The sequence below is a fragment of the Desulfuromusa ferrireducens genome, from assembly GCF_055389805.1.
The window spans coordinates 3,336,622-3,348,495 of the sequence record NZ_AP042415.1; the positions used below are offsets into that span (position 1 = coordinate 3,336,622).

Genomic DNA, 11,874 nt, shown 5'->3' on the forward strand with positions numbered 1-11,874 from the left:
CCGCATCAGACGGTCGGTGACTAGTAAGATTTACCTTCATCAAGGAGTTCGTTGATCAACATCGGGGTGTTGCATTCGGGACAGCGAGGTAGGTCTTCAATCGGCAGGTAAATAATTTTGGTATAGCGGCATTTGGGGCAGATAATTTCCACCGGTTCTTTTCTGCCACGTTTCATCCATGAGCCTCCAAGCTTGGTAACCTCAAAAAAACATTTGAATTAACGGAATTCTGCTTATACCATAGCGTCTTTGTCGGAAACAAGAGTCTAGCATTTTTCCTGGATACTTCATGAACCCGCAGCAAAAACGACAATATTTCGCCGAATTTATGCTAGCCACGGTAACGCTCTTTTGGGGGGCCACCTTTCCAATCGTCAAGGAAGCCATCAGCGAGATGCCAGTTATGGCGTTTCTTTGGGTTCGTTTTGCCATGGCTTCAGTTATTCTGGCCGTCATGGCTGGCCGGGCAGGGTTTGCAACCCTCGATCGCCGGGGCTGGCGGCTTGGTATTTTGCTCGGGATGCTGTTATTTCTTTCCTACGTATTCCAGACTTTTGGCCTAGAGCGGACCTCCTCTGCCAATGCTGGTTTTTTGACTGGACTAGGTGTTGTCTGGGTTCCATTGATGGCCGGTCCGTTTTTGAAGAAACCCGCAGCTTTCGGCTCCAAGGTAGGAGTTACCCTGGCGCTGTCTGGTCTGCTGATGCTCACCTGGCACACCCCCTGGACAATTAATTTCGGGGATCTGCTCGTGGTTATCTGCTCATTTTTTGTGGCACTACATATTCTTGGATTGGATGTTTTTACCAAGGGGTACGATGGGCGGGCGTTGACTTTTGTGCAAATTGCGACGATGGCGGTCCTTGGATGTTTTGGCAGTCTTTGTTTTGAGCCGATTTCATGGCCACAACAGTGGACCGATTCTTTGATTTTTGCCTTTGTCATTACGTCTGTGTTTGCCACCGCTTATGCTTTTTGGGCAATGACCACCTACCAGAACCGCACAACACCGACCCGGGCAGCCCTGATCTACACCCTCGAACCTGTTTTTGCCGCAATATTCTCGATCTGGTTGGCCGGAGATCGGCTGACTCCATTGGGCTGGTCAGGTGGCGCACTTATTGTTACCGGAATGATTGTCGCTGAAACCTGGCCACTGCTTGCTGCCAAGCAAAAATTAAAAAAACTTAGCGCAAAACTTTCGTAAATTTGCGCTTATGCACATTGTTATAATCCGGTCTACATTTATAATGAAATTATCGCTATATGAAATGTCATTTGCATTTCTAATATTTAAATAGAGGAGCAATGCATGAGAATCCTCGATTTTGTCATTAATGTTGAGCAGGCTGAGCAGGATCTTTATCGGCGACTGGCTGAGTGTAGTGGGGATGATGCTATTCGCTCTGTGTTTCAGACCGTGGCGACCAAAGAACGTATTCTGCTACAGAAGCTACAGCAATTGAAAGATGATCCCAGCAACAATTCTCTGCAGTTGCGCAAGGAACGACCGCCAACTCAGGTTCGAAAAAATAGGGCTGGCAGTTGCGAATTGCTTGATGATTACGGCATCCGCAACGACCTGGGTAGCTATAACTATATTCTGCAAACCGAACAAATGGTTTTCAATCTCTATGTGAATCTGAAAAAAAGAGAATCCGACCCCGAAGCGCATGCATTATTCGATCTTATTCTAGATGAAAAACAGTTGGAGATTGATCGAATTCACACACTCTACGATGTCGCGCGGGTCGTTCATTGATCTGCCATGTCGGCATGTATTTGTGGCACTTTGGCATAATGGTCTAGGGTTGTAATCTCGACATTCCTTTCCCCTTTACAAATCTCTGTCGACAAGGCTACTATCTGCGGTTCACTTAGGTTGTCATTAATCTTTTTTCGTACTGTTTGAGAATGCATGAAACAAAATAATATTCGCAACTTTTCCATTATTGCCCATATAGATCACGGAAAATCGACCCTTGCCGATCGCTTGTTAGAGATGACGGGGGCACTGACTGATCGTGAAAAGTCTGCTCAATATCTCGATAAGATGGAACTTGAGCAAGAGCGCGGGATTACCATCAAAGCACAGGCCGTTCGTTTGAACTACCATGCTAAAGATGGTGAAGATTATATTCTGAACCTGATTGATACGCCCGGGCATGTCGATTTCTCCTATGAAGTAAGCCGCTCGCTATCTGCCTGTGAAGGTGCGATGTTGGTGGTTGATGCCGCTCAAGGGGTTGAAGCCCAGACTCTGGCCAACGTTTACATGGCCATCGATCAGGATCTGGAAATTTTCCCGGTGCTTAATAAGATCGATCTGCCGAGTGCTGAGCCAGAACGTATCAAGGCAGAGGTCGAAGAGATCATCGGCATCGATACCAGTGATGCCATTCTTGCCAGCGCCAAAGATGGCATTGGGATTGAGGATATTCTTGAGGCAGTTGTCGCTCGGGTTCCTGCTCCTGGCGGCGATCCAAGTGCTCCACTTCAAGCCTTGATGTTCGACTCCTGGTACGACTCCTATCAGGGCGTTATTGTCCTGGTTCGCATCATGGAAGGAACCGTCAAAAAAGGTGAGAAAATCAAATTGATGGCTACTGGTGGGACCTATGAGGTGCTTAAGGTTGGAGCTTTCAGCCCGCACCCGCTAGAGTTACCGCAACTGGCAGCCGGAGAAGTTGGTTTTATTATCGCTGGCATCAAGGTTGTTGAGGATGCCAAGGTTGGGGACACGGTTACCCATCTGCACCGTCCTGCCGAAACGGCTTTGGAAGGCTATAAAGAAGTTCAGCCGATGGTTTTTTCCGGGCTCTATCCGATTGACTCGGGTGAATACGATAATTTCCGCGATGCCTTGGAAAAACTGCGCCTCAACGACGCGGCATTTTCCTTTGAGCCGGAAAACTCTTTGGCGCTCGGTTTCGGCTTCCGCTGTGGCTTTCTTGGCCTGCTGCATATGGAGATCATTCAGGAGCGTCTGGAGCGTGAGTTTGATGTTGAGCTGATTACCACCGCGCCGACAGTTGTCTACAAAGTCACGACCACTAAAGGTGAACAGCTACAGGTGGAAAGCGCCAACATGCTTCCCGAACTGCAATTCATCGAAAAGATTGAAGAACCGTTTGTGCTGGCATCGATTCATGTGCCGAACGAGTTTGTCGGTGCAGTGTTGAATATCTGTATTGAAAAACGCGGCATTCAGCGTGAGATCAAATATTTGACCTCGACTCGCGTGATGATAGTCTACGAGTTGCCGCTGAATGAAATCGTTCTCGACTTCTTCGATCGGCTTAAATCGATTTCGCGTGGTTATGCGTCCCTCGATTATGAGCATCTTGATTTCAGGCTGAGTAAGTTGGTCCGACTGAATGTCCTGATTAATGGCGAAGTCGTCGATGCTCTCTCCCTTATTGTTCATCAGGATAAGGCTCAGTATCGTGGTCGTGACCTGGTTGCTAAGATGAAGGAATTTATCCCTCGGCAACAGTTTGAAGTCGCCATCCAGGCAGCAATTGGGAGCAAAATCATTGCCCGGTCTACGGTCAAAGCATTGCGTAAGGATGTCACCGCCAAATGCTATGGTGGTGATATTTCTCGGAAACGCAAGTTGCTTGAAAAGCAGAAAGCTGGTAAGAAGCGGATGAAGCAGGTGGGGAGTGTCGAACTTCCTCAAGAAGCGTTTCTGGCAATCCTCAAAGTCAAAGAGTAGACAATGTCATTCTTCAATAAGAAAACCCCTGCCATTACGGAAAAGAAACCCTGGTATCGTGAGTGGTCTGAAGCGTTAATTGTTGCCATTGTCCTGGCGCTGATTATCAGGACATTTCTATTTCAGGCGTTTAAGATTCCATCGGGATCGATGCTCGATACTTTGCTGATCGGCGATCACCTGCTAGTCAATAAATTTATCTATGGAACCCATCTGCCGTTTTTTGATGGGACCTATTTAAAATTGAGAGATCCAGAGCGAGGCGACGTCATTGTCTTTGAATTTCCCGACGATGAAGGGAAATCCTATTTCGAGCGACGTGACTTTATCAAACGGGTCATCGGTACGCCAGGTGATGTTGTCGAAATTAAAGCCAAGCAGGTTTATGTTAACGGCGAAGCCTATAGCCTCCCGCAGGAAATCCACAAAGACGGACAGGTGATTCCTTCGGTTGCTGGTCCGCGTGATTTCACCAAACCGATCAAAGTGCCGCAGGACAGTTATTTTGTCATGGGGGATAACCGTGACCATTCCTTTGATAGCCGTTTTTGGGGGTTCGTCCATAAATCAAAAATCAAGGGACTTGCTTTCATCAAGTACTGGTCCTGGGATGGCAAGGCTGACCTGACAGAGAAGGTTCGCTTTGAACGTATCGGCCGACCAATAGAGTAATTATTTTTAAAAAATAAGCTATTGACTTTTGCCCGACACGGTTGCTAAAGTCGGCGAAATTTGAGCTTGTTTCACCCTTTAATCTGATCCGAGAGGTCAGCAAGGGAACAAAAGTGGTACTATTTAAAACTAAAGTCTATCCGAAGGTACCTGCGCATATTATGTGTGCAAGTGCCTTTTTTTGTGTCTGAAACACAAGGAGAGGAAGGGCCATGGCCGCTGAAAAAATTGAAATTCTGGATATTGAGGGAATAGATCGCGCGATAACGCGAATTGCGCACGAAATCCTGGAAAAGAATAAGGGCGTCGATGATCTGGTCCTGATCGGTATTAGAACCGGCGGTGATTACCTGGCGTCGCAGTTACAACAAAAAATTTCTGAGATCGAAGGGCATGTCGTGCCACTCGGGACGATTGACGTCACCATGTACCGTGATGATATCGGTTCGCGCAGTGACTTGTCGGTCGGGCAGACCGATATCCGGTTTGCGCTCAGTGGTCGCAGTGTGGTGCTGGTCGATGATGTTTTGTTCACCGGTCGGACCATCCGTGCCGCTCTGGATGCGTTAACCGACCTCGGTCGTCCAAAATGTATTCAGCTGGCGATCCTGGTTGACCGTGGTCACCGTGAACTGCCGATTCGACCTGACTACATCGGCAGGAATCTGCCAACGGCCAGAAATGAACAGATAGAAGTCGATTTTGATCAGCAGCATGCCGCGCAAGCCGTTCATCTGATAAGAATATAATTCTGGAGGCGTTCAATGACATTCAATCCTAAGCATATTATCAGTATTAAAGACTTCAGCGCTGAGGAACTGACCTTCATGCTTGATACGGCGATCAGCTTTAAAGAGATCAATCGCCGCGACATCAAGAAAGTTCCGACCCTGCGCGGTAAAACTATCATCAACCTGTTTTTTGAAGCCAGCACCCGGACCCGGACCTCTTTTGAAATTGCCGGCAAACGTCTTTCTGCTGACACAATCAACATCAGTGCTTCCGGTTCCTCGGTGGTTAAAGGGGAGACGCTGGAGGATACGGCGAAGAATATCGAAGCGATGAACCCCGATATCATCGTCATGCGCCACAACGCCTCCGGGGCATGCCAGTATCTTACTGAGCGCCTCGACTGTTCGATCATCAACGCCGGCGATGGCATGCATGAGCACCCTAGTCAGGCGCTGCTCGATGCCTACACCATCCGTGAGAACAAGGGAAAGATTGAGGGGCTTACGGTGGCCATTATCGGTGATATCACACATAGTCGCGTGGTGCGCTCCAATATCTACTGCCTGAATAAGTTGGGCGCAACGGTCCATATCGCCGGTCCGGGGACCATGATTCCACCAGGCATTGAAAAGCTCGGCTGCAAAGTTTTTAATAAAATCGATGATGCGATTCGCGGCGTCGATGTGGTGATGATGCTCCGTATCCAGCGCGAGCGCCAGGGCGCGCCGCTGATCCCTTCGGTCCGCGAATACTGTAAGTTTTTCAGCCTCACCGAAGAACGTCTCAAATTGGCTAAGGAAGATGCCATCGTCATGCACCCAGGTCCGATCAATCGCGGAGTTGAATTGTCAACCTCGGTTGCTGACGGTCCGCAGAATGTCATTCTCGATCAGGTCGAAAATGGTGTCGCGGTAAGAATGGCCCTGCTTTATTTAGCCGCCGGTGGCGAAAAACTGCAACAAGATTGATTTGAGGATAGAGGTGACAACTATGAAAGTTCTGGTGAAATCAGGAAGAGTCGTTGATCCGGCAAATAATATTGATGAAAAACTCGATGTTCTGATTGTCGACGGGAAAATAGCCGAATTGGCTGCTAATATCGATGCCGGCGATGCTGAAGTTATCAATGCTGCCGGGACTATTGTGACCCCCGGCCTGATCGATATTCACGTTCACTTGCGTGAACCGGGTCTGGAGTACAAGGAAGATATCATTTCCGGGACCTTGGCTGCCGCCGCCGGTGGCGTAACTTCGGTCGCATGTATGCCGAACACCAGCCCGGTGATTGACAATCTGCCGATTGCACAGTTCATCATCAATAAGGCCAAATACGAAGGCACCGCAAACGTTTTCCCTATCGGCTGCGTGACCAAGGGTCTTAAAGGTGAAATCCTTGCGGAGATGGGCGAACTTCAAGAGGCCGGTTGTGTCGGTTTTTCCGATGACGGGTTGCCGATCAAAAATGGCGAAATGATGCGCCGGGCACTCGAATATGCCAATACTTTCGGTGCCGCAGTTATTTCCCATGCCGAAGATCTGTCGTTGGTTGCCGGTGGATCAATGAACGAAGGTGAGGTTTCCACAGAGCTTGGTCTCAAGGGGATTCCGAATGCCGCTGAAGATGCAATGACTTCGCGAGACATCATGCTGGCTGAACTGACCGGCGGACATCTGCATGTCGCTCACGTTTCCACTCGGGCAAGTCTGGAATTAATCCGCCAAGCAAAGGCACGCGGTGTCCGGGTTACCTGCGAAGCGACACCGCATCACTTCACGCTGACCGACGAAGCAGTTCGCGGCTACAATACCAACGCCAAGATGAATCCGCCGCTGCGCTGTCAGGAAGATGTCGATGCTGTTCGTGCGGCCCTTGCCGATGGTACGGTCGACGCAATTGTTACCGACCATGCACCGCATCACATTGATGACAAAAACGTTGAGTTTGATTTGGCTGCCAACGGGATAGTCGGACTTGAGACGACCCTCCCGCTGACCTTAAGACTGGTTGCCGACAAGATTTTGAGCCTGTCACAGGCGATTGCCCTGCTGACCTGTCGGCCCGCCAAGGTTCTCAACATTGATCGTGGTACTCTCTCAGTTGGTGCCGTTGCAGATATCACTCTGATCAATCCAAATAAAGAGTGGCTTCTTGATGCGGCAAAGTTGCACTCAAAGAGCAAAAATACCTACTTTGACGGTCACACCATGAAGGGGTGCGCGATGAAGACTTTGCGTGCCGGGAAAGTCGTTTTCAGTAGGGATTAAATCGTTATAATAGGTGTTTAGTGTTTATCTTTTTAACCGACAGGTGAGGTTTTATGCCAAGACGTGATGATGTAAAAAAAGTATTAATTATTGGATCCGGTCCGATTGTTATCGGCCAGGCCTGCGAATTCGACTACTCAGGAACCCAAGCCTGCAAAGCGTTGCGGAAACTTGGATATCAGATCGTCCTGGTTAATTCGAATCCGGCAACAATTATGACCGATCCCGGCTTGGCAGATGCCACTTATGTAGAACCTCTTAACATTAAAACCCTCACCGAGATTATTGCAAAAGAGCGACCGGATGCGCTGTTACCCAATCTGGGCGGCCAGACAGCTCTCAACCTTTCCAGTGCCTTAGCCGAAGAAGGTGTTCTCGATAAATATGGGGTTCGAGTTATCGGCGTTAATCTCGAGGCGATTAAACGTGGTGAAGATCGCGAGATCTTCAAAGAAACGATGGACCGTTTGGGGATTGAAACGGCCAGAAGCGAAATTGCAACGACAGTAGAGGCTGCCGAAGACATTATCACCCGAATTGCCTTTCCGGTTGTTATTCGACCTGCGTACACCATGGGCGGTACCGGTGGTGGCTTCGCTTATAATATGCAGGAATTCGATGAATTAGTTCGACGCGGCTTATCCGCTAGTCCGGTCAATCAGATTTTGGTTGAAGAATCGGTCCTCGGTTGGGAAGAGTTAGAACTAGAAGTCGTTCGTGACGCTAAAAATCAGAAAATCACTGTCTGTTTCATTGAAAATGTTGATGCAATGGGGGTTCACACCGGTGATTCATTCTGCACTGCACCGATGCTGACAATCAGTGAAGAGTTACAACAGCGGCTGCAGAGATACTCTTACGATATCGTTGACGCCATTGAAGTGATCGGCGGTACCAACGTCCAGTTTGCGCATGATCCGGCCACCGATCGGGTTGTTGTTATAGAGATAAATCCGCGGACCTCTCGTTCTTCGGCACTTGCCTCCAAAGCGACTGGATTTCCCATTGCCTTAGTCTCATCAATGCTGGCCGCGGGCCTGACCCTCGATGAAATTCCTTACTGGCGTGATGGAACCCTCGAAAAATATACCCCCTCCGGCGATTATGTTGTTGTTAAGTTTGCCCGCTGGGCTTTCGAGAAATTCAAAGGAGTTGAAGATAAGTTAGGCACCCAGATGCGCGCCGTTGGCGAGGTTATGAGTATCGGCAAAAACTACAAGGAAGCGTTTTTAAAAGCGATCCGTTCTCTTGAGAGTGGTCGTTATGGTCTTGGTTTTGCCGCTAATTTTAACAGTTTGTCGCTGTCGGAGTTGATGGAGAAGTTAGTCGAGCCGAGCAGTGAGCGCCAGTTTATTCTGTACGAGGCTTTGCGCAAGGGGGCCACAATTGAGGATCTGCACAACCGGACCCATATCAAGGAATGGTTCCTTGAGCAAATGAAGGAACTGGTCGAACTTGAGGAACAAATTCTAGAATATCGTGGTCAACTCCCACCAGGCGAACTGTTGCTGCAGGCGAAAAGAGACGGGTTTGCCGATAAGTATCTCGGTCAGATCCTTGCTCTGCCAGAGCAGACAATCCGTGAAAAACGCCTGGAACTGGATCTTGCTGAGTCGTGGGAACCGGTGCCGGTCAGCGGGGTTGAGGACGCCGCTTACTACTTCTCCACCTACAACGCTGCCGACATGGTCGATGTTTCCAGCAACAAAAAAGTCATGGTTCTTGGCGGCGGTCCGAACCGGATTGGGCAGGGGATCGAGTTTGATTATTGCTGTGTGCATACCGCTTTTGCCCTTCGTGAAGCTGGCTATGAAACGATTATGGTCAATTGTAATCCGGAGACGGTTTCCACCGATTATGATACCTCCGACAAACTCTATTTTGAGCCTTTGACAGTTGAAGATGTCCTGTCGATTTATCACAAAGAGAAGCCGGAAGGGGTGGTGGTGCAGTTCGGTGGACAAACACCGCTGAACATTGCCGCAGAGCTGGAAGCCGCCGGGGTGAAAATCCTTGGCACCAGCCCTCAAACGATCGACATGGCTGAAGATCGCGAACAGTTCAACGCGATGATGCAAAAACTTGACATTCCGCAGCCTGATTCCGGCATGGCCAGCACTCTGGATGAAGCTTTACAGATTTCAAATCGAATCGGCTATCCGTTGATGGTACGTCCTTCCTACGTTCTCGGTGGTAGAGCTATGGAAGTGGTTTTCGATGACAAGATGCTTCAAGAATATGTAACCAAAGCGGTTGATGTGTCACCTGATCGGCCGATTCTGATCGATAAATTCCTGGAGGATGCGATCGAGGCTGAGGCAGATGCAATCTGTGACGGCACCACTGCTTTTGTCCCGGCAGTGATGGAGCATATCGAAATGGCAGGAATTCACTCTGGGGACTCCGCATGCGTTATTCCACCCGTGAATATCCCACAGAAACATATTGATACCATCGTCAGCTATACGCAAAAAATTGCTGTCGAAATGGACGTTGTTGGCCTGATGAACATCCAGTATGCAATCTTTGAAGACAAAGTATACATCATCGAGGCAAATCCTCGAGCCAGTCGGACCGTACCGTTGGTTTCCAAGGTCTGCAACATCCCGATGGCTCGTTTGGCAGTGAGGGCAGTGCTCGGCGAGAAGATCGCCGATATGAACTTGGTTGCGCAGAAATTGCCACATTATGGTGTTAAAGAAGCTGTTTTCCCATTCAACATGTTCCCAGAAGTTGATCCTGTATTGGGTCCGGAAATGCGTTCAACCGGTGAAGTTCTCGGCATGTCCGATAACTTTGGTCGCGCTTTCTTTAAAGCTCAGGAGGGGACAGGAACTATGTTGCCGCAAAGCGGCTCAGTTTTGATTACCGTCAATGAAAATGACCGAGTTGGCGGACTGGAAGTTGCGAAACGTTTTGCTGAGCTCGGCTTTAAGGTATTCGCGACCGAGGGCACCTCTGCCTATCTCAATGAGCATGGTATAACAGCAGAAAAAATCAAAAAAATGCACGAAGGTCGACCAAATATCGGCGACAGCATTATGAATGGTGATATCCAGCTGGTTGTCAATACGCCGATTGGGCGCCTTGGTACGCACGACGATTCCTATATTAGAAAAACTGCGATCAAACAAAAAGTTCCATATATTACAACTATTTCAGCAGCAATAGCTGCAGCAGAAGGTATTGCCGCCTGCAGTGGAGTTGGTAAAGGTGCGGTGAAGAGTTTGCAGGAATACCATGCTGATTTAAACTAAATACAAGTATGAACATACAGCGAAGGTTACCGCTGTTTGATAGCTTGAAACAGGCATTAACTGAAACAGGAAAGTGATATCTATGAAAGCAATTTTGGCCCTTGCCGACGGCAAGGTTTTTGAGGGGAAAGCATTCGGGGCAACTGGTGAAGTTTCTGGTGAAGTGGTTTTTAACACCAGCATGACTGGTTATCAGGAAATTCTGACTGACCCTTCCTATTGCGGAGAGATTGTCACAATGACCTATCCGCAGATCGGTAATTCCGGTATCAACTTGGAAGATGTGGAGTCGTGCAAACCGTTCCTTTCCGCCTTTGTGGTTAAGGAGTCTTGCCCTTTTCCGAGTAACTTCCGTTCGGAAATGACCCTCGATGCCTACCTGAAAGAAAGAGGCATTGTTGGCATCGAAGGCATCGACACCCGGGCGCTGGTGCGTCACATTCGTACCAAGGGGGCTCAGGTCGGGATTGTCTCCTCGGTTGATAGCGACCCAGACCGCCTGATCGAAAAAGCCCGGCATTCACCGGGTCTGCTCGGTCGTGACCTGGTCAAAAAAGTCACCTGCGATTCTGCTTATAGCTACTCCGAAGGGGTCTGGACTCTGGGGGAGGGTTACGCTGATCGCAGTTCGGAAGTGCTCCCTTACAAGGTCGTTGCCTATGATTTTGGTATCAAGCGGAACATTCTGCGGAACCTCGTCTCTTCGGGTTGCGATGTGACCGTCGTGCCAGCCGCGACACCAGCCGAAGAGGTCTTAAAGATGAATCCAGATGGGGTTTTTCTGAGTAACGGCCCAGGCGATCCTGAGCCAATTAAATATGCGCAGGAAAATATCGTTAAGTTGCTCGGCAAGGTGCCGATTTTTGGCATCTGTCTCGGTCATCAACTGTTGTCGATTGCACTTGGCGGTAAAACCTACAAACTAAAATTTGGCCATCGGGGTGGCAACCAGCCGGTTCTCGACCATCAGCGCCAGCAGGTGGAAATAACTTCTCAGAATCACGGTTTTGCAGTCGATGCTGAGTCTCTGAGTAAGCAGATTAAAGTGACCCACATCAACCTCAATGACAACACTGTTGAGGGCATTCAACATACAAAGCTGCCGGCTTTTTCTGTGCAATACCACCCTGAGGCTTCTCCTGGTCCACACGATGCACAGTATCTGTTCGCGCGCTTCATCGAGATGATGGCGAAACACAAAAACTAGTTTTATCGATTTTTTTTATATAA

At 48.9% G+C, this 11,874-nt stretch carries 10 protein-coding genes; 9 read left to right on the forward strand and 1 reads right to left on the reverse strand.

The features are described from left to right. Positions 1 to 20: 20 nt before the first annotated feature. Positions 21 to 176, reverse strand: coding sequence for a hypothetical protein (locus ACZ5PT_RS15035; RefSeq protein WP_464263843.1), 156 nt, complete (start codon positions 174 to 176; stop codon positions 21 to 23). A gap of 113 nt (positions 177 to 289) precedes the next feature. On the opposite strand from ACZ5PT_RS15035, the gene ACZ5PT_RS15040 reads away from it, so the two are divergent. From ACZ5PT_RS15040 to carA, 9 genes are all read left to right on the forward strand, one after another. Continuing rightward, a complete protein-coding gene (locus ACZ5PT_RS15040; protein WP_464263844.1) occupies positions 290 to 1,207 on the forward strand; it encodes a DMT family transporter in 918 nt (305 codons plus the stop codon). A gap of 105 nt (positions 1,208 to 1,312) precedes the next feature. Continuing rightward, the gene (locus ACZ5PT_RS15045) at positions 1,313 to 1,762 is read left to right on the forward strand and encodes a hypothetical protein (protein ID WP_464263845.1); all 450 of its coding nucleotides are present in this window, start codon (positions 1,313 to 1,315) and stop codon (positions 1,760 to 1,762) included. A 156-nt stretch (positions 1,763 to 1,918) separates the two neighbouring features. Then, positions 1,919 to 3,718, forward strand: a complete 1,800-nt coding sequence (gene lepA, locus ACZ5PT_RS15050; protein ID WP_464263846.1) for a translation elongation factor 4 — start codon at positions 1,919 to 1,921, stop codon at positions 3,716 to 3,718. 3 nt (positions 3,719 to 3,721) lie between these two features. Next, entirely contained in the window at positions 3,722 to 4,390 is a 669-nt protein-coding gene (lepB, locus tag ACZ5PT_RS15055) for a signal peptidase I (RefSeq protein ID WP_464263847.1), read from the forward strand. A gap of 212 nt (positions 4,391 to 4,602) precedes the next feature. Then, positions 4,603 to 5,139 (forward strand): bifunctional pyr operon transcriptional regulator/uracil phosphoribosyltransferase PyrR, encoded by a 537-nt coding sequence (gene pyrR, locus ACZ5PT_RS15060; protein ID WP_464263848.1) that lies wholly within the window; start codon positions 4,603 to 4,605, stop codon positions 5,137 to 5,139. Between the two features lie 15 nt (positions 5,140 to 5,154). Further along, entirely contained in the window at positions 5,155 to 6,090 is a 936-nt protein-coding gene (locus ACZ5PT_RS15065) for an aspartate carbamoyltransferase catalytic subunit (RefSeq protein ID WP_464263849.1), read from the forward strand. A gap of 22 nt (positions 6,091 to 6,112) precedes the next feature. After that, on the forward strand, positions 6,113 to 7,387 hold the full coding sequence (locus ACZ5PT_RS15070; RefSeq protein ID WP_464263850.1) for a dihydroorotase: 1,275 nt from the start codon (positions 6,113 to 6,115) through the stop codon (positions 7,385 to 7,387). A 53-nt stretch (positions 7,388 to 7,440) separates the two neighbouring features. Further along, complete coding sequence (carB, locus tag ACZ5PT_RS15075) at positions 7,441 to 10,644, forward strand: carbamoyl-phosphate synthase large subunit (RefSeq protein WP_464263851.1); 3,204 nt, start codon at positions 7,441 to 7,443, stop codon at positions 10,642 to 10,644. An 82-nt stretch (positions 10,645 to 10,726) separates the two neighbouring features. Then, positions 10,727 to 11,851, forward strand: a complete 1,125-nt coding sequence (carA, locus tag ACZ5PT_RS15080; RefSeq protein ID WP_464263852.1) for a glutamine-hydrolyzing carbamoyl-phosphate synthase small subunit — start codon at positions 10,727 to 10,729, stop codon at positions 11,849 to 11,851. Positions 11,852 to 11,874 lie beyond the last annotated feature (23 nt).

Coding starts and splice junctions, on each gene's coding strand:
- ACZ5PT_RS15035 (WP_464263843.1), bottom strand. CDS start 176: ATGAAACGTGGCAGAAAAGAACCGGTGGAAATTATCTGCCCCAAATGC.
- ACZ5PT_RS15040 (WP_464263844.1), top strand. CDS start 290: ATGAACCCGCAGCAAAAACGACAATATTTCGCCGAATTTATGCTAGCC.
- ACZ5PT_RS15045 (WP_464263845.1), top strand. CDS start 1,313: ATGAGAATCCTCGATTTTGTCATTAATGTTGAGCAGGCTGAGCAGGAT.
- lepA (WP_464263846.1), top strand. CDS start 1,919: ATGAAACAAAATAATATTCGCAACTTTTCCATTATTGCCCATATAGAT.
- lepB (WP_464263847.1), top strand. CDS start 3,722: ATGTCATTCTTCAATAAGAAAACCCCTGCCATTACGGAAAAGAAACCC.
- pyrR (WP_464263848.1), top strand. CDS start 4,603: ATGGCCGCTGAAAAAATTGAAATTCTGGATATTGAGGGAATAGATCGC.
- ACZ5PT_RS15065 (WP_464263849.1), top strand. CDS start 5,155: ATGACATTCAATCCTAAGCATATTATCAGTATTAAAGACTTCAGCGCT.
- ACZ5PT_RS15070 (WP_464263850.1), top strand. CDS start 6,113: ATGAAAGTTCTGGTGAAATCAGGAAGAGTCGTTGATCCGGCAAATAAT.
- carB (WP_464263851.1), top strand. CDS start 7,441: ATGCCAAGACGTGATGATGTAAAAAAAGTATTAATTATTGGATCCGGT.
- carA (WP_464263852.1), top strand. CDS start 10,727: ATGAAAGCAATTTTGGCCCTTGCCGACGGCAAGGTTTTTGAGGGGAAA.